Below are 17,773 nucleotides of genomic sequence, written 5' to 3'. Positions count from 1 at the left end.
GGCCCCGCAGCCTCCCGGGAGCGCATCCCCCATGGCGGCCTCGGCCGACACCGTGGCGGCCGTATCCCTGACGACCCCCGGTGAACTCTCCAAACGTCGCTCGATCACGATCGTCGTCCTGCTCGTTCTGCTGGCCGAGGTGTTCGCCTTCGAGTTCAACATGGTCGCGCCCGCACTGCCGAACATCGCGGCGCATTTCGGCGTCACCAGCGTCAGCATCGTGTTCGCCCTCGGCCTGCTGGTGGGCGCGGTGGTCGTGCCGATCTTCGCCAAGCTCGGCGACCGATACGGCAAGAAGAAGGTGCTCCTCGCCGGCGCCGCCGCGGTCGCGGTCGGCGCGGTCATCTGCATCTTCGCGCCGACATTCGAGATTCTGCTGTTCGGACGCGCTGTCCAGGGAATCGGCATGATCGGCTCGGTGATCACCTACGGGCTGATCCGTGACCTGCTACCTGCGAGGTTCGTCCCGATCGGCATCGGCGGCATCGGGCTCGGCTTCGGTGTGTCCGGTCTGCTGGGCCCACTGCTCGGTGGCTGGCTCATCGACAACAGCGGCTGGCAGGCCACCTTCGTCTTCCTGCTCGCCTACGTCCTCGTCACCGGAACCCTGGTGGCGCTCTTCGTCCCCGAGACGACGGTACGGGCCCGCCACCGCGTCGACTATGTGGGCGCGGCCTTCCTCGGTGCCGGAGTCGGTCTCCTGATGTACGCGGCCACCTTCGTCAACTATCGGACGCCCGCGGCGGTGATCGGAGTCCTGACGCTGATCGCCTTCTACTTCATCGAACGCCGGACCGCCGAGCCGTTGATCTCCTTCCGTCTGCTCTCCCACCCGCCGGTATGGACGACGCTCGCGGTCTGTGCATTACTCGGGGCCGCCGTCGCGGCCGGGAACGGGATCCTGCCGCAGATGCTGCGTGCCTCGTCTGCGCCGGGCACCGACACACCGGGGCTGGGCCTGTCCGCGTTGCAGTACGCCATCTACCTCGGCGTTCCCTTCGGCCTGACCGGTGCGCTCACCGGCCTGCTCGCCGGCTGGGGCAGCCGTCGGTGGGGTCCGAGAATCCCCCTCGCCATCGGCGGAACCTGTTGGCTGATCTCGTGCCTGCTGCTGGCAGGCGGCATCGTCACCAACACCGCCGCGGTCATCGCGGTGGGTCTGCCGCTCGGAATGGGCCAGGGCTGCTACTACGCGTCCTCGGGGAATCTGCTGATCGAAGCGGTGCCGGCGACATCACAGGGCATCGGTGCGTCGATGAAGTTCCAGGCCGAGCAGCTGTCGGGCTCGCTGAGCTTGGCGGTGTTCGGCCTGATCCTCGCGTCGTCGGTTCAGGGCATCAACCCCGAAACGTCCATGGTCTGGTACGACATGCACGGGTTCCGGATCGTGTACGTGATCCTCGCCGTGGTCTGCGTGGTCGGCATCGTGAGCGTGCTCCTGATGAAGCACGGTCGGGCTCCCGCCAGCGGAGGAAGCGCCTCCGACCGCCCCGAGGTCGTCGAACTCGAGAACAACCACTGAGCAGCGAAACTCGCTGTGCACGTGTTCGATCCGATGGAACCACACGCGTTGCCGGTACCGTTCCCGATCCATTCGCCGGGAACGGTACCCGGCACGCCCACCTCACTGCCGCACGACGTCGACGCCTATACCGGTGAGGTGAGACTGGTTGCTGAGCGGGTCGTAGCCCTCCCGTCCGGTGGGCGCGAGCCTGTTGACGTTGACGCCGGGGTGTCGGCGGGCCACGTCGAGACCGTGGGCGGTGCCTTGACCCCAACCGTGCGTCATCGCCACGACCCCCGGACGCAGGGCGTCGTCGTACACCAGCACCGCGTGGACCTCCCCGTGCCGGTTGCGCACCGCGACGTCGTCGCCCTCGACCAGACCGCGGCCGCGCGCGTCGTCCGGATTCATCCACAGCGGATTGTCCTGATGGACACCCTGTTTGAGTACCGGAATGTTGTGCAACCAACTGTTGACCATGTAGTTGGTCCGGCGCGTGATCAGTTTGAGCTGGTCGGCGGGTTCGGCGGCAAGTTCCTCGAAGATGCGCTCGGCGCTCGCGTACGAGCGCCGGAAGAGCGCCGGGCAGCAGTCGATCAACCCGTCCTCGTGCTGTACCGCGATGTCGAAGACGTCGGACGGGACGGCCTCCGGCAGCACTGCGGTCTGGCACGGCATCGCCTGCAGGGTCTCGATACTCAGTCCCGACTCCGCCAGCGCCGCGTCGACGGCAGCGAACGGATTCGGTTCCGGATCGTCGAGCAGGGTCGGAACACCCATCTCCTGCTGGATGCGCGACAGAATCCACCAGTCGTCGCGTCGCTCCCCCGCCGCCGGGACAACCGCGGGCGTGTACTGCACGTAGGGCTCCATCGCGACACCCATCGTGTTCAGGAAGTTCACGTCCTCCCGCTCGAGCCAATCCGTCGCCGGCAGAACGTAGTCCGCGATCTCGCCGGTGACGGTGCGGTACAGGTCGACCGTCACGATCAGCTCGAGCTGCTCGAGAGCTCGACGCAGTCGTCCGTCGCCGCCCACCGACAGCAGCGGATTACCCGATACGACGATCAGTGCGCGGATCGGATCGTCCGGGCTCTCGATGAACTCCGGGAGCAGGGCCGCGGGCAGATCACCACCGACGGTACGCATCTCCCCGAACGGCCCGTCGAAGAAGGGGTCCTCCCGCTTGCGCTTCGAGTGCTGCACCACGTCGGCGACGCCGCGGGAGTAGATGTTGCCGCCCCAACGGCCGAGGTTGCCGGAGAACAGGCTCACCATCGTCAGCATCCAGTACGCCAGCGCGCCCTGGCGCCCCTGGTTCACCCCCGTTGCCATGTAGATGCTCGCGCTCGGCGCCGCGCAGAAGTCGGCCGCGACCCGCAGGATCGCCTCGGCCGGGACACCGACGACCGACGCAACCCGCTCGGCGGGATACCGCCGGACGAACTCGAGCAGGCCGTCGACATTCCGGCCGTGACGTTCCACCTCGGCCCGGTCGTACCCGATCCGGAAGACGATCTCGTGCAGCAACGCGGCGAGAAAATAGAAGTCGGTGTCCGGCTTGATCTGCAGGACGTCACCGGTCTCCGGTGACGACGACTCGATCCTGCGGGGATTCACGAAGAGCACCGTGCCGCCCCGCTGCTTGACGGCCCGGATCTTCGCCATGGGGTCAGAGATGTGGATCAGCGTCATGTGCGATACCTGCGGATTGCTGCCGAGGCACAGGAAGTAGTCCGTGTGCAGCAGGTCGGGGATCGGGTGCGCCATCGACGCTCCGTAGATCGCCTCGCTGGCAGCGTATTTGGCGGAGGTGTCCTGGGTTCCGGCGCTGAAGCGCATGCGGGTGTCGAAGCCACGCGCGATCGTCGCGGCGTTCGCGTAGTAGGCGCCGTTGAAGGCCGACGGGTTGCCCTGGTACACCGCGAGCGCGTTCCGTCCGTGCCGCCGTCGGATGTCCTGCAGCCGTTCAGCGATGTCCCGGGCGGCGTCGTCCCAGTCGACCGGTTCGAAGACGCCGCGTTCCTCGCTGCGCGGGTTCGCCCGTCGGAGCGGCCGGTCGAGCCGATCAGGATCGCGGTGGACCTGCAGGTAGTGCACGCCCTTGTGGCAGGAGAATCCGCGGTGAACCGGGTGATCCCGGTCGGGTTGCAGCCGGGTGACCTCACCGCCGTCGACCTCCGCGAGCAGGCCGCACCCCGGCTCGCAGATTCGGCAGAAGGTGTGGACGGTGCGTGTCATCGAGGACCTCGGGCGGCAGTCGCGACGGACACCGCGGTGTCTGCGTCCACGATCTTGATGCGGGGACGGCCCGCCTCCCGGCCGCGCTCTCGCTCGTGGCGGTCTATCGCACGCCAGTCCGCACCACTGAGCGCATCGGGGCGGCGGGTGCGGACGAGCGTCGTCAGTTCGCCGGCCGTGGACACCGGTGTCGCGAGCTGCCCGTCGCGGTGATCGGCGAGCAGCGACTCGACCGTCTCCGCAGCGCAGTAGCGGTTGGTGCCGATCACCCCGGTCGCGCCGCGTTTGATCCAGCCGGCCACGTACTGACCGGCGACGGGGTCGCCGGTTTCCGGTTCCACCACACGGCCCGCGACATTGGCGACCGTGCCGGTGGCATCGTCGAACGGGAGACCCGGGATCGGCAGCCCCCGGTAGCCGACCGCCCGCAGCACCAGCCCGCACTCGATCCTGTCGCCTGCCCCCGACTCGGTGTCCGCCACCAGCACTGCCTCGACGCGGTTCACACCGAACGCCTCCATCGGTGTGCTCCCGAACCGCAGCACGATCCGCCGGTTGCCCGGCGTCGGCGTGCGCCGGGAGTAGTCCGCCAGGATCTGCAGCTTCGTCGGTGCATCCGGGCCCGCGTCCACCGGCCCGTCCACGAGCACGTCGATCCCCGGCAGCGATCCGAGCGCGAGCAGTTCGGGGGTGGTGCAGGCCGCGTGCTCGGGGCCGCGACGGCCCAGCACCACCACCTCCTCGATCCGGCTGTCCGCCAGCGCGGACAGGGCGTGATCGGCGATGTCGGTGCGGCGCAACGTCTCCACGTCGGACACGAGGATGCGGGCCACGTCGAGTGCGACGTTGCCGTTGCCGACCACGACGGCGCGCGACCCGGTCAGGTCGAAGGAGCGAGCGGCGTGGTCGGGGTGACCGTTGTACCAGGCCACGAACTCCCTGGCGGCGTGGCTGCCCGGCAGCTCCTCGCCGGGGACACCGAGGCGCCGATCGCCTGATGCACCGGACGCGTGGATCACCGCGTGGTGGTGGGCCAGCACCTCCTCGACTGTCACGTCGCGCCCGACCTCGACACCGAGGTGGAACGCGAAGCCGGTGCGGCGTGCCGTGCGGTCGAACACGCGGTCCACCGTCTTGGTGTGCCAGTGATCCGGTGCCACACCGAAACGCACCAGTCCCCCTGCGACAGGGAGCCGTTCGAACATGGTGACCTCGGCGGCGATGTCGCGGCGGGCGAGGAGTTCCTCGGCGGCGTAGAACGCCGACGGCCCGGATCCCACGATCGCCACCCGCAGCGGCGGCGGGTCGACCACACCCGCGGTCGCGATGGCGAGTGGCAGCGGCTGGACGTGCGCACCCGGGGCAGAGGTGCGCGGATTCCGTTGGAAGTACTCGGCATTGATGTCGCGATAGCGGTCGATGTCCGGTACGACTGCGTCACCGGGGACGATCGCGTCCACCGGGCAGACGTCGGAGCAGGCGCCGCAGTCGATGCAGGTGCCCGGATCGATGTACAGCATCTCGGTGCGCCGGTATTCCCGTTCGGCGGGGGTCGGATGGATGCAGTCGACCGGGCACACCGCGACACAGGTCGCGTCGTTGCAGCAGTTCTGGGTGACCACGTACGCCATCAGGAGTGCTCCTCGCTCGTGCGCGTCACCGTGACCGGGACGCCGTTGAAGATCGGGGACGCGGTCAGCGCCTCCAGTGCCGTGTCGTCGTCCACCAGCGCGTTGTAATTGCTGCCGGGAGCCGAGGCCGACCGGGGTGTGCGCAGTCCCGGACCGTCATGGCCCCACCCGTGCGGCATGCTCGCCACGCCGGGCCGCAGCGCATCGTCGATCCTCAGTTCCGCGGCCACGGTGGTGACGCGGGACGTCACCGCGACCCGGTCGCCGTCGACGAGACCTCGTTCGGCCGCGTCGTGCGGGCTCATCAGCAGTGCGCACTGGCCGCCGTCGGGCTGGGGCAGCGCGTTGTGCAGCCACGAGTTCATGCCCCGGCGCTGGCGCCGGTTGATCAGCACCAGTTCCGGGGCGGGCCGGGTCATGCTCGCGCGCAGGCGCGGCAGATCTCGGGCGATCATCTCGGGCACGAGGTGAATCCGTCCGTCCGGGGTGCGCAGCACCTCCGGCAGGCGAGAGGTCAGTGGTCCGTAGTCGATGCCGTCGAGGTTGTCCTCGAGCGCCGCGAGGGTCAGTCCACCGGGGTCGAGGCCGAACCGGTCACCGTAGGGTCCGCTGCGCAGTCGCAGGTCGAGCAGCCGTTGCGGTCCGCGGCGACCGGCGGTCGCCTCGCCGGCCCGCTCCGATTCGCAGCCGGCGAGTTTCGCGGCCCGCCGCGCGGCGACGGCCGCGACCTCGTCGTCCATCTCGTCGACGGGACGGTGCGGGGTGCCCTTCGCGATCGCGGCCAGCCGCAGCAGGATCTGCCATTCCGCCATCTCTCCGTCCGCGAGGTCCAGCAGCGGCGGCGTGTAGCGGGCCACGTTCCGGATCTGGAAGTGCGACAACGTCACGTCGTGGTGGCCACGGGTCGTCACCGGCGGCGGGGGCAGGATGACGTCCGCGTGGCGGGTGGTCTCGTTGAGGTAGCAGTCCACCGACACCATGAACTCGAGCGCGTCGAGCGCCTCCTCGATCGCACCGCTGTTCGGGAGGGACCGCGCGGGGTTGCCGGCGAGGGTGATCACTGCGCGGGTGCGGCCGGGTCCGGGGGTGAGGATCTCCTCGGCGAAGCACACGGCGGGCAGCTCCCCCATCGCCTCCGGCAGCCCCCGAACCCGGGAACGCCAGCGATCGAACATCAGCTTCGGCGGCTTCGTGACCGGCCAGGTGTTCTGACCGCCGGCCGGGGGCAGCGAGAACATCGCACCGCCGGGGCGGTCCAGATTCCCGGTGACGATCGTGAGCACCTCGACGAGCCAGTTCGCGAGCGTGCCGAATTCCTGCATGCAGGTGCCGATCCGCGAATGCGCCACCGCCGCAGTCGCTCCCGCGAACCCGCGGGCGACTGTCCGGATCAGCGCGACGTCGACCCCACAAGCCTCGGCGACCGACTCCGGGGTGTACTCGCGTGCCAGCGCGAGCGCCTCGTCCAGACCGTCGACGACGTCCGGCACGCGGCCCGGTCGGGCCAAGCCCTCCGCCGCGATCACCGAGAGCACGCCGAGCAGGAACAGCGCGTCGGTGCCGGGCCGGATCGGTACGTGCAGGTCCGCGACCTCGGCGGTGCGGGTGCGCACCGGGTCCACCACGACGAGGGTGCCGCCCCGCTCGCGCAACGCCTGCAACCGGTGGTGCATGCCAGGCGCGGTGACGGTGCTGCCGTTGGACACCATCGGGTTCGAGCCGAGGATCAGCAGATAGTCGGTGCGGTCGATGTCGGGCAGGCTCATGCCCAGCCCCGTGCCGTACAGGAGCATGTGCGCGAGGTTCTTCGGCCACGTGTCGACGCTGGCCGGCGAGTAGACGTTCCGGGTGCCGAGCGCACCGATCAGCTCGCCGAGATAGAACGTCGAATCCAGGTGGTGGGCGGCCGGATTGCCGTGGTAGAGCGCGCAGCTACCCGGATCGTCGGTGACGAACTCCGGTAGCCGGCGCGCGATCTCGGCGAAGGCCTCGCCCCAGGTGGCCTCCCGGAACCCGCCGCCGGTGGTGCGCAGCAGCGGTGTCCGGATCCGGTCGGGGTCGCCCTCGATGCGGCCGAGCCCGAGACCCTTCGCGCAGCTGTGTCCCGCGCTCATCAGGTCCGCGGGGTTCGGGGCGACCCGGGTGATGGCACGGCCCTCGAGTTCGACCAGCAGCCCGCAGGTCGACTCGCACAGCGGGCAGATGCGATGCCCGGTGCGTGCTTCGGTGGTGGTCATCACGAATCGTCCTCTTCGCTCGTCGTGGGCTCGACCGCGACGGGGACGGCGGTCATCGTCGGCATCGCGTTGATCGCCTGCACACCGTCCCGGGTTCCGGTGAGCACGTTGACGTTCACCCCGAGGTCCTCCCGCCGGTCGACACTGCCGAAGCAGTGGGTCATCGTCACGGTGCCCCGGGACAGGGAACGATCAGCCCGTGCGGTCGCGCGCAGCCGTCCCGACGCCGAGCGCACGGTCACCCGCTGACCATCGGCGACACCGAGGGCGGCGAGGTCGTCGGGGTGCATGCTCGCCGGGTTGGTTCCGCCCGGTACGAGCCCGGGCACGCGGGTTCCGGTGGAATTCACGGTCTCGCGGATCCGGCGGACCGTGAGTAGCAGCGGAAAACTATCGGTGACAGCCGTGTCCGTCAACGCGGCGCGCAGTTCGGCGCGCACATCGTCGGGCATCAGGTGCAGGCGGTGGCCGGCTCCCTCCGCGGTCGCGGGGCCCACAACGGCGCCGCTGTCGCCGGCGAGGTGACCGTGCGGGGCGGCGACCAGGTCGGCGAACGGGACGCGTCCCCGTTCGGCCATCATCGCCAACATCTGCTCGGAGGTCGGCGGCGCGGCGGGATCGAGGATGCGCCCGGCGAACTTGAGCGGCTGCCCCGAGGCGGCCGCGAGGTCGAGGAAGAACCGCCAGTCGTCGACGACATCGGGAGGCGGCGTCACGACGGCGGGCGTGAACTGCGCGAACGGGCGCGGGAAAAACGGCTCCATGATCGCGGTGTGGTCGGCACGTTCGTACATGGTGGTCGGCGCGATCACGTAGTGCGCGAGCCGGGCTGTGTCCGACATGCGGGGATCGATGCACACCAGCAGGTCGAGGGAGCGCAACGCGCGCAACGCCTTCCCCCGGTCCGGCAGGGCCGCGGCCGGATTGCCTCCGGAGACGATCAGCGCCCGCACCCGGTCGGGTCCGGGCGCGAGGATCTCGTCGGCGAGGAGGCCGGACGGGAGCTCGCCGCGCATCGCCCGCACCCCACCGATGCGGCTGGGATAGCCGCGTTCGTACGCCCGGGACGGCGGGGCGACCTCCGCGCGGGCGGGCACGTGCCGGGTCAGGACGGCGCGGTCGTCGGCCCGCTCCCCCTCGCGCAGGTACCGCCCGCACACCACGTTCAGGGCGGCGACGAGGTGCTCCGCGAGGTTCGAGTGCGGGCCCATGCACAGCCCCGTCCCGCTGGTCGCCATCCCCCGACTGCCGGCTGCGAACATCCGCGCCGCGGTACGGACCCGGTCGGCGGGGACGCCGCAGATCCGCTGCACGACAGCAGGAGTCACATCGGACACGGCGTCGGCGAGAGCCCCGGAATCGGCGGTGTACCGGCGACAGAAGTCGGCGTCGTGAAGACGCTCGGTGAGGATGACGTGGAGCAGGCCTGCGAGCAGCACCGCGTCCGTCCCAGGCCGCGGGCCCAGGTGCACGTCGGCCAGCGCCGCGGTCTCGGTGCGCCGCGGGTCGACGACGATCAGCCGCAGCCCACGCTCGCGGGCCGCGCGCAAGGTGACGGACGGGTTCTGCACGACCGCTCCGTCCCCGTCGCCCCCGTTGCCGGAGACGACCGGGTTGGTGCCCGCCAACAGCCACACGTCGGCGTCCTCGAATCGCTGCCTTCCCCCGAGATAGGTTCCCATTCGTTCGGCGACAACCCATTTCGCGGACTGGTCGATGGTCATGGTGGAAAACAGCTTGTGTGATCCGGTGCCCTTGAACCACGCCCGGGCCATCGGGGGTGTGAGTGCGGCGAAGTTCTGTTGGGTGCCCATGAACAGCGCGATCGCATCCGGCCCGTGGCGGTCCACGATGGCGCGCAGGCGATCCGCGATCTCGGCGACAGCCCGCGCCACCGGCACCGGTTCGTGTGAACCGGCAGAGGTGCGCCGCATCGAGGTGGTCAACCGGTCCGGCCCGTGGACGAGATCGCCGCCACGGCGCCCCTTCGGGCAGGTGTACCCGCCGGAGATCGGGTGCCGGGCGTCCCCGAGCACCCGTGCGATCCGCCCGTCCTCGACGTCGAGCAACACCCCGCACGAGGAGGCGCACAGCCGGCAGAACGACGTGTGCCGGGACGTGGCGGATCGCATCACGTTCAGTCCACCGCGACGGCGTGCGCGGGCACCTCCGGGAAGCGCTGACGCAGAGACGGCTTGGCGAGCTTGCCGGAGAAGGTCCGCGGCAGCGGTTCGCCGAGCGCCACCGCATGCTTGGGGCGCTTGAACTTCGCGAGGTTCTCGCCGGCGACGGTGGCGATGTCGGCAACGATGTCCGCGGCGGGACGGTCGCTGTGGAAGATCACCATCGGCACCTCCCCCCACCGCTCGTCCTTGACACCGATGACGGCGAGGTCGACCAGGCCCTCGATGCCGTGCAGAGCCTTTTCGATCTCGGCGGGGTACACGTTCAGGCCGCCGGAGATCAGCATGTCCTTGCTGCGATCGACGATCTTGAGGAACCCGCCCTCGTCCTGCATACCCAGGTCGCCGGTGCGGAGCCACCCCTCGACCAGGGTCGCCGCGGTGGCCTCGGGCTTGTTCCAGTACTCCCGGAGCACGTGCTCGCCGCGGACCAGGATCTCACCGACCTCGCCGGCCGGGGTGTCGTCGCCCGGGTCACCGATCCGGACGTGGGTGCCGACCAGCGGCAGACCGGCGAAGCCGGGACGCGAGACGGCGTCCTCGTACGCCAGCGTCGACACCATGCCGGACGCCTCGGTCAGGCCGTAGCACTGGGTGAGCGGGATGCCGTGCGAGCGGTAGAAGTCGAGCAGGTCGAGGCTGACCGGCGCGCCGCCCGTGCCCGCGAAGGTGAACTTCGCGAGCTTGCGAGTGCCGAAGTCGGGCAGCATCGTCATCCGCTCCCAGATCACCGGGACGGTGGTGGTGGCGGTGATCTGCTCGCGCTCGAAGGTGTCGAGCGCGATCTCCGGGTCGTACTCGCGCAGCAGCACCATCGTCGCGCCGGGCACGACGACGAGCTGCATGAAGATCGACAGGACCGAGCCGGTGTACACCAGCGGGGCCGAGCAGAGCACCCGGTCCCGCGAGGAGAAGCCGAACGTGAGGGATTGGGAGATGCCGGGGGTCATCGCGTTGCGGTGGGTGATCAGGGCACCCTTCTGCACGCCGGTGGTCCCGGAGGTGTAGCAGATGAAGCCGGGATCGTCGGCGTCGATGGCGACCACGGGCGCGGTCCCCGGATCGATCAGTCGCTCGTACGGCGGGTGCGCACTGCCGCCGATGGAGTAGGTCTCGAACTCCACCTGTTCGGCGGCGACCTCGAGGAGCGGCGCGAAGTCGTCCTCGACGATCACGACGCGGGGCGCGGAGTCGACCACCATCGGGGCCAGTTCCTTGGCGGTGAGCCGGAAGTTGAGGGGGACGCTGATCGCGCCGAGCTTGAGGGTCGCGAGGATGACGTGGGCGAGCTCGGGGCGGTTGAGCATCATCACCGCGACGCGGTCGCCCTTGCGGACACCGCGCGCCGCCAGACCACGGGCGAGTGCGTCGGTGATCGCGTCGACCTCGGCCCAGGTCTGCGCCGTGTCCCCGAACACGATCGCCTGCTGCTGCGACCGGGTCTTGCCCCAGAACCGGGTCAGGTCCGCGAGATTCATCTGTGCTCCTCGTTTCATGTGCCGGCTCGCCGGAGTGTCGTCAGCCGGCCGCGTCGACGGGGTGTGATCACCCTCACTTCGTGCCCGCAAACCTAACAGCTGTAGGCGGAGTGCGCAATGCCCGATTCGAGACTTTCGGCCCACCTGGTCACGCTCGGTTTCGGACACGAAAACGACACCCACACAGTTGTTTTCATGTGGGTGTCGCATCTCGGGAGTGGGCCCGTCAGCCGGCGCGCGGCGCCTCACGTCGGGGAGTTCTCGGGTCGGTCGCCGCGGCGATCCGCGCGTCGTCGTACCCCGCCACCGACCGCAGCACGTCGGCGGTGTCGGCGCCGACGGCCGGCGGCAGCGCGGGCGCGAACTTCTCCCCCGCGACCCGCACCGGACTGACCACGAACTCGAGCTCACCCACCTCCGGATGGTCCACCCGGTAGGTGTTCTCGCGCGCCCGGAAGTGCGGGTCGGCGAGCATGTCGGCCACCGTGTTGACCGGGCCGCCCGCAATGCCGTGCTCGAGGAACAACTCCACCCACTCGGCGCGGGTGCGCTGCGCGAAGATCTCCGTCAGCGCCCGCCACACCAGGTCCGCGCGAGCGGGCGCACCGTCGTCGGTGCTGGTGAGGTCGACTCCGATCAGATCCTCCCGGCCGACCGCGACGAGGAAGTTGTGCCAGAACTTCTCCACGTGCGACCCGAACAGGATCGCCTCGCCGTCGCTGGTGCGGTAGGCCTCGAGCCGCGGCCAGTCGGGCAGCCGCCCGTCCGGCAACCAGGTCGGACGCGGAATCGACCGGTCCTTGTTCAGCTCCGCATCGACCAGGTCCGGCATCCATGCAGCCGCGACGTCGATGCCTGCCACCTCGACGTGACTCCCCTCGCCGGTGGCCCCGGCCCTGTGCAGCGCGGCGAGCAGTCCCATCGCCCCGTACGCGCCGAGGGCGTACATCGCGATGGGCGGGGTGGTGGAGCCCGCCATGCCCTCGGTCGGCGGCGCGGCGGGGGTGCTCACCTCACGGAGCCCGGCGTAGGCGTCGAACACCGGTCCGCCGGTACCGAGCCCGCGGTACGGGCCGTCGGTGCCCATGCCGGACACGGTGCACAACACGATCTTCGGATTCACCTGTCTCAGTTGCTCGTAGCCGACGCCGAGCCAGTCCAGGTAGCCACCCCGCATTCCCTCGATGACGGCATCGCAGGAGCGGGCGAGGTCGAGGAATGCCTGCTTTCCCTCGGGACTGCGCAGGTCGAGGGCGACCGACTTCTTGCCGCGGTTCCACCGCAGGTGCATGAACGCCGGTCCGTCCGCATCACCGATCGCCCGGCTGCCGCCGACCCGAACCGGGTCGCCGAGCGGCCCCGACTCGACCTTGATCACCTCGGCGCCGAGGTCCGCGAGGTGCCCGCCCAGCGAGGCCGGGGCCAGCTGGGCGACCTCGAGGACCCGAACGCCGTCCAGCAGCGAGAACCCGCTCATCGTTCGCTTCCTTCCAGGTCTTTCGAGATGTTGTGAGTCTGTTCGGGCTTGAGTTCCACCCACAGCCCGTCGACGTCGGCAACGAGGACGTCGCCGTGGTGCAGCGTCCCGCGCAGGAAGCGCTTGCGCCCTTCCTGACCGACGAGTTCCGCCGCCACGGTCAGTTCGGTGTGCAGCGGCGCGGGCGCCCGGAAGTTCACGTTGAGGTAGGCGGTGCGCCCCCAGGGTCGACCGGCGCTGTTCGCCAGCCGGGCGAGGAGCTCGTCGAAGATCAGCGGCGTCACCCCGCCGTTCATCGCGTACCGGCCGGAGTGGAACCGCCCGACCGTCACCCGGCCGGTGGCCGCGGTGTCGGTGACGGTGTCGATGCGCAGGGCGGGCGCGAGTGCATGACCCTTCCCCGGTATCTCCCAACGTTTTCCGGCGATCTGACTGTCCTCGTCGACCTCGAACGCCCGCATTCGCCGTGCGACCGCCCGCAGCGCGGCCGCGGCCTCCCTGGCGACCTGGGGGGTCGGACGGCTCCGGGTCACCGCCTCCTGCACCTCGCGCAGCGCCTCGACCAGATCGGCGTACTCGTCGTCGGAATCGACCGTCGGGAGAAACGGATCCGGCCAGCCCGGGTTCCAGATGTCGAGGGTCGGTGCGGCGTCGGTCATGCCGGCCTCCTTCACGTTCGGCTGCCCGGCCGGGAGAAGAACCCGGAGAACAGGTCGGCGATCGGGCGGGGGCGCAGGGTGGTGCGTGCGACGGCGTTCTCCCGGTCGTAGCGGGCCCGCAGGTCCCGGCCCGGCCCGTCGAGCAGCAGGGCCTTGATCTCGCGCAGCCCCTCCGGCGGTTGCCCGGCGAGCTGGACCGCGGCATCGAGCGCCACACCTGCCACGTCCCCGTCCTCGGCGTAGCGGCTGAGCAGCCCGATCCGGTACGCCTCGTCGCCGCCGACGGTGCGCGAGGTCATCAGTAGGTCCCGCGCCTGGCCGGCGCCGACCAGACCGTCCAGCAGCCAGGTCAGGTTCGCGCCGCCGTAGCGCGCGGCGGTCACGGTGAACCGGGTCGCCGGGCCCCCGACCCGCAGGTCGGAGCAGGCCGCCAGGATGGTGCCCGCGCCGTGCGCGGCGCCGGCGACGGCGGCCACGATCGGCTTCGGGAACGTGAGGTACCGCCACAGCAGCTCCTCCCGTTCGAGCGCCCCCTCGGTGGCCTCCTCCGGCGACATCGCGGCGAGCTCCGCGAGGTCGTAGCCCGCCGAGAAGGCGTCCGGACCGGCGCCGGCGACGATCACCGCGCGCACCTCGTCGTCGCGCGCGGCCGCGGCGAGCACGCCGTCCAGCTCGCGTTGCTGCGACAGCGAGATCGCATTGCGCACCTGCGGGCGGTTCAGCGTCAGCCGGAGCACCCCCGGTGCGGGGTGGTCGCGGAGCAGGACTCCGGACGGGTCGTCCACGGTCATCGGGCGTTACCGCGCCGCCGCGAGCCCGGCCGCACGCTCGCGTTCGAGGGCGGCGACGTCGCCCGCCACCATGTTGTGGAACAGCTGTCCGGGCAACTCGTTTCGTCCGTAGATCAGTTCCTCGACCTGACCGTGGGCGGCGTTGTCGGTGATGGTCTTGGTGACGAACCAGTCCTCGGCGTGCAGGGTCTCCATCAGCAGCTCCCAGTTCTTCTCCAGGATCCGCTCCTCGCGCGGGGTCTCCGGCTTCTTCGGCGAGAGCAGCCGGATGGTGCAGTAGCTGACGTTCGGGTCGTCCTTGTCGGGGACGATGGTCCAGATCTCGAAGTGGTTCGGCTCGGTGACGAGCATCGTGCCCGGGTAGATCGTGTAGTTCGCGAGCGAGTAGTCGCGGACGTCGAAGCTGTCCGGATCGGCGTCGCGGACCTCGGTGATCGCCTTGCGCGCCACCACGAGTCGCCAGGAGCGGTCCACCACGTCGAGCGCGGTGATGTTGCCCTCGAGGTAGTTGCAGACGGTCTTGGTGTGCAACTGGCACAGGTGGTAGGAGTCCTGCACGCCGTCCACCGCGATCTTCCAGTTCATGTCCAGCTTCCAGGTCTCCTTGCGCACCTGGAAGGAGCCGGCCATGCCGGTGTCGGCGACCTCGGCGTCGTGCTTGGCGCCGAGCACCGCGGCGATGTCGAGGTCGGCCCCGACAGTGGGCACCACCCAGACCAGCCCGTGCCGGACCTCGCACGGAAACTCCACCAGGCCGTACTCGCCACGGTCCATGCCGTCGAAACCCTCGGCGTGCGGAAGCCCGCGCAGCGCACCGTCTTTGCCGTAGGACCAGTTGTGGTACGGGCAGGCGAAGACCCTCTTGCAGCCCGACTCGCCGAACTCGACCTTGGCCCCGCGGTGCCGGCACACGTTGGAGAAGGCCTTGACGCTGCCGTCGTTCTGCTTGACCACGAGCAGCGGGGTGCCGATCAGCTCTGTGGTCAGGAAGTCGCCGGCCTTCTGCAGTTCGTCGACGTGCGCCACGATGTGCGGGAACCGGCGCACGACGTCTCGTTCCTTCGCCGCCAGCTCGGGGTCGTTGAACACCGAGAAGGGCACGCGGAGCAGGTCGTCCGCGTAGTCGGTGGTGTCGTTGTCCACGTGGGCGATGAGCCGCTGCGTGAGCCTGATCTTCTCGTCGCGCTCCATGGATCGAGGGTGACACACGAGACAATCAATGTCTAGCGTCTTATCTAACTACTTTCGGTTGATGGTGGAGTTGGTACGGTTCTCGCGTGGCAGCACGCACCGACACCGACACCCGGACCGACGTCCATTCGGCGATCCTGGCTGCGGCCGAAGCGTGTTTCGAGCGGTTCGGCATCGCGAAGACCACGATGGAGGACGTCGCCAAGGCGGCATCGATGTCACGGGCGACGGTGTACCGGTACTTCGCGGACCGGGAGTCCCTGATCGCCGAATCGGTGGTCCGGCGCGCCCGGGCGAACATGGACCGGGCCCGCGCTCACATCACCCGCTGGGCGACCGTCGAGGAACGCATCGTCGAGGGCATCTGCCAGGACATCCGCAAGGGCCACCTGGACCCGATGGTGAACCGGCTGGTCTCCCCCGAGTCGATGGCCCTCTCGATGCAGTTGCTGGGCGAGTCGGGTCGCGCGGTCGAGCTGACCCACGAACTGTGGGGACCGGTCCTCGCCGACGAGCAGGCCGCGGGGAACATCCGCTCCGACCTGGACCTGCGACTGCTCTCCGAATGGATCTCCGAACTCGAGATCATGTACATCAGCCAGTACGGCACCGACGACAACGCCCTCGACCGGGTCAGGGAGAAACTGCGCGCCTTCGTCGTTCCGGCACTGCTCCCCCGGTGAACCGCCCTCCCGACATGTGACGCCCGGGCGTTCAGGGCGTCGCCACGCCGAGCGGTCAGCCCATCGGGTCGTCGACGACGTCGACGGCGGGCGCCCGGAAGGGCGGCAGCAGCGCACCCCACCGCATGACCGTCCAGCCCCCGCCCGGGGTGGGGGCCAGTTCGATGGTCTGCGTGTTGTCCAGGTGGGTGTCCGCGGAGAACGTGCCGTCGACCCCGGACAGGTACCCGGCGACCAGGCGGATCGCGGCGCCGTGACTGACCACCAGGACGTCGCCGTCCTCGTCCCCGATCTCGAGGTACTGCGAGCGCAGCGAGTCGACCACGGGCAGGTAACGCTCGAGGACGTCCTCGCCCGACTCGCCGCCCGGCATTCTCGCCCCGAGTTCGCCTGCGTGCCAGGAGTGGAACACCGACGCGTAGGTCTCGTGCGAGGCGCGATCCGAACGGTCCTCCAGGTCGCCGGCCTGCGCCTCGTGGAGACCCTCGCGAACCTGCACCACGATCCCCGATGCCCGCTCGATGAATCCGGCGGTCTGCCTGGCACGCAACGCCTCCGACGCGACCACCGCCCTCGGGAGCGGACCGGTGAGCGACGACCCGAACGCGTGCGCCTGCCCCTCTCCCATCTCGGTGAGCCGGGCTCCGGGCAACCGGGTGTCCAGCCGTCGGGCGACGTTCGCCTCGGTCTGTCCGTGCCGGACCAGAATCAGCTTGCCCGCCACGTCAGTTCGTTCCTTCCGTCTCGCCGCCACGGATCCGCGCGAGCCACTCGCAGGCCTCCCCGTCGGACGGGGGGCGACGCCCGCCGGGCGTCGCCGTCGGCCACGAACCGAGGAACCGTACGGTGTGCTTGCGGTGCAACGACTTGAGCGCCTCGGCGACCGCGGTGTCGTCGACGTGGCCGCTGCAATCCAGGTAGAACAGGTAGGTCCCGAACTCGACCCGGGTGGGACGCGACTCGATCCGCGTGAGGTCGATTCCGCGGGTGGAGAACTCGGCCATCGCGCCGACCAGCGACCCCGGCTCGTGGTTGAGCTGCAGCACCACCGACGTCCGGTCGGATCCGGTCGCGGCGGGCACCGGGCACGGACGCGTGATGAGCACGAATCGCGTTCGGGCTCCGGAGAAGTCGGCCACCCCGTCGGCGAGGACGTCCAGACCGAGCCGCTGACCCGCGAGTGCGGTGGAAACGCCGGCATCGGCGCGTCCGGCGGCCACGTCCTCGGCGGCACCGGCGTTGGACGACGCCGACTCCACCACCGCGTCCGGCAGGTTCGCCTCGATCCACATCCGCACCTGCGCCTCCGCCACCGGATACGCCCGGATCGTGCGGACGTCGGCGAGGGTCGTGCCCGCACGCCCCACGATCGTGAAGGCCACGTCCAGTTCGGTTTCGGCGATGATCTGCAGCCGCTCCCCGGCAGCCAGGGCGTCCAGGGTCGGCCGTACCGGACCCTCGACGGAACTCTCGATCGGCACCACCGCCGCGTCGGCGGAACCGTCCTGGACCGCGGCGAGCGCGGCCGGCGGGCTGCCGACGGAGACCCGCTCCACGGGCCCGTCGAAGGCACCCGACGACTCGAACTGGTCGAGCGCCATCTCGGTGAAGGTTCCGGAGGGTCCGAAGTACGCGATGCGAGGCACGCGTCCAGGTTACGCATCCGGACCGGCGCCCCGACCGCGCCTGCTCAACCGC

The 17,773-nt window shown here is 70.0% G+C and carries 13 protein-coding genes; 2 read left to right on the top strand and 11 right to left on the bottom strand.

Annotation, left to right across the window (positions count from 1 at the left end; genetic code table 11):
* The first annotated feature begins 31 nt into the window (after window positions 1-31).
* Window positions 32-1,522 carry an MFS transporter gene (locus ACWDU4_RS03970; RefSeq protein ID WP_450112550.1) on the top strand — a complete coding sequence of 497 codons (1,491 nt, stop codon included), beginning with the start codon at window positions 32-34 and terminating at the stop codon, window positions 1,520-1,522.
* Between the two features lie 102 nt (window positions 1,523-1,624).
* Here ACWDU4_RS03970 and ACWDU4_RS03965 read toward each other — a convergent pair whose 3' ends face one another.
* The 9 genes from ACWDU4_RS03965 to ACWDU4_RS03925 form a co-directional block, all read right to left on the bottom strand.
* Window positions 1,625-3,745: a molybdopterin-containing oxidoreductase family protein gene (locus ACWDU4_RS03965; protein WP_450112549.1), complete on the bottom strand. Its 2,121-nt coding sequence runs from the start codon at window positions 3,743-3,745 to the stop codon at window positions 1,625-1,627.
* Entirely contained in the window at window positions 3,742-5,376 is a 1,635-nt protein-coding gene (locus ACWDU4_RS03960) for an FAD-dependent oxidoreductase (protein ID WP_450112548.1), read from the bottom strand. The genes ACWDU4_RS03965 and ACWDU4_RS03960 overlap by 4 nt, the downstream gene beginning before the upstream one ends.
* Entirely contained in the window at window positions 5,376-7,613 is a 2,238-nt protein-coding gene (locus ACWDU4_RS03955; protein ID WP_450112547.1) for a molybdopterin-dependent oxidoreductase, read from the bottom strand. Before ACWDU4_RS03955 ends, ACWDU4_RS03960 begins: the two co-directional genes overlap by 1 nt.
* The gene (locus tag ACWDU4_RS03950) at window positions 7,613-9,745 is read right to left on the bottom strand and encodes a molybdopterin-containing oxidoreductase family protein (protein WP_450112546.1); all 2,133 of its coding nucleotides are present in this window, start codon (window positions 9,743-9,745) and stop codon (window positions 7,613-7,615) included. The genes ACWDU4_RS03955 and ACWDU4_RS03950 overlap by 1 nt, the downstream gene beginning before the upstream one ends.
* 5 nt (window positions 9,746-9,750) lie before the next feature.
* Window positions 9,751-11,274, bottom strand: coding sequence for a class I adenylate-forming enzyme family protein (locus tag ACWDU4_RS03945; RefSeq protein WP_450112545.1), 1,524 nt, complete (start codon window positions 11,272-11,274; stop codon window positions 9,751-9,753).
* 226 nt (window positions 11,275-11,500) lie between these two features.
* Entirely contained in the window at window positions 11,501-12,751 is a 1,251-nt protein-coding gene (locus tag ACWDU4_RS03940) for a CaiB/BaiF CoA transferase family protein (RefSeq protein ID WP_450112544.1), read from the bottom strand.
* Window positions 12,748-13,410, bottom strand: a complete 663-nt coding sequence (locus ACWDU4_RS03935; protein WP_450112543.1) for a PaaI family thioesterase — start codon at window positions 13,408-13,410, stop codon at window positions 12,748-12,750. The genes ACWDU4_RS03940 and ACWDU4_RS03935 overlap by 4 nt, the downstream gene beginning before the upstream one ends.
* An 11-nt stretch (window positions 13,411-13,421) precedes the next feature.
* On the bottom strand, window positions 13,422-14,201 hold the full coding sequence (locus tag ACWDU4_RS03930; protein ID WP_450112542.1) for an enoyl-CoA hydratase/isomerase family protein: 780 nt from the start codon (window positions 14,199-14,201) through the stop codon (window positions 13,422-13,424).
* Between the two features lie 6 nt (window positions 14,202-14,207).
* A complete protein-coding gene (locus tag ACWDU4_RS03925) occupies window positions 14,208-15,392 on the bottom strand; it encodes an aromatic ring-hydroxylating oxygenase subunit alpha (protein ID WP_450112541.1) in 1,185 nt (394 codons plus the stop codon).
* Between the two features lie 86 nt (window positions 15,393-15,478).
* Here ACWDU4_RS03925 and ACWDU4_RS03920 point away from each other — a divergent pair, with 86 nt between their 5' ends.
* Entirely contained in the window at window positions 15,479-16,075 is a 597-nt protein-coding gene (locus ACWDU4_RS03920) for a TetR/AcrR family transcriptional regulator (RefSeq protein ID WP_450112540.1), read from the top strand.
* A gap of 55 nt (window positions 16,076-16,130) precedes the next feature.
* On the opposite strand, the gene ACWDU4_RS03915 is transcribed toward ACWDU4_RS03920, so the two are convergent.
* Window positions 16,131-16,799: a histidine phosphatase family protein gene (locus tag ACWDU4_RS03915; RefSeq protein WP_450112539.1), complete on the bottom strand. Its 669-nt coding sequence runs from the start codon at window positions 16,797-16,799 to the stop codon at window positions 16,131-16,133.
* Window position 16,800: 1 nt separating this feature from the next.
* Window positions 16,801-17,721, bottom strand: coding sequence for a prephenate dehydratase (gene pheA, locus ACWDU4_RS03910; protein ID WP_450112538.1), 921 nt, complete (start codon window positions 17,719-17,721; stop codon window positions 16,801-16,803).
* Window positions 17,722-17,773: the final 52 nt, after the last annotated feature.

Source organism: Rhodococcus sp. NPDC003348 (genome assembly GCF_053589375.1).
The sequence above is the reverse complement of the archived record's forward strand: the minus strand, read 5'-3'. Positions and strand labels throughout refer to the sequence as shown.

Coding starts and splice junctions, on each gene's coding strand:
- ACWDU4_RS03970 (WP_450112550.1), top strand. CDS start 32: ATGGCGGCCTCGGCCGACACCGTGGCGGCCGTATCCCTGACGACCCCC.
- ACWDU4_RS03965 (WP_450112549.1), bottom strand. CDS start 3,745: ATGACACGCACCGTCCACACCTTCTGCCGAATCTGCGAGCCGGGGTGC.
- ACWDU4_RS03960 (WP_450112548.1), bottom strand. CDS start 5,376: ATGGCGTACGTGGTCACCCAGAACTGCTGCAACGACGCGACCTGTGTC.
- ACWDU4_RS03955 (WP_450112547.1), bottom strand. CDS start 7,613: ATGACCACCACCGAAGCACGCACCGGGCATCGCATCTGCCCGCTGTGC.
- ACWDU4_RS03950 (WP_450112546.1), bottom strand. CDS start 9,745: ATGCGATCCGCCACGTCCCGGCACACGTCGTTCTGCCGGCTGTGCGCC.
- ACWDU4_RS03945 (WP_450112545.1), bottom strand. CDS start 11,274: ATGAATCTCGCGGACCTGACCCGGTTCTGGGGCAAGACCCGGTCGCAG.
- ACWDU4_RS03940 (WP_450112544.1), bottom strand. CDS start 12,751: ATGAGCGGGTTCTCGCTGCTGGACGGCGTTCGGGTCCTCGAGGTCGCC.
- ACWDU4_RS03935 (WP_450112543.1), bottom strand. CDS start 13,410: ATGACCGACGCCGCACCGACCCTCGACATCTGGAACCCGGGCTGGCCG.
- ACWDU4_RS03930 (WP_450112542.1), bottom strand. CDS start 14,201: ATGACCGTGGACGACCCGTCCGGAGTCCTGCTCCGCGACCACCCCGCA.
- ACWDU4_RS03925 (WP_450112541.1), bottom strand. CDS start 15,392: ATGGAGCGCGACGAGAAGATCAGGCTCACGCAGCGGCTCATCGCCCAC.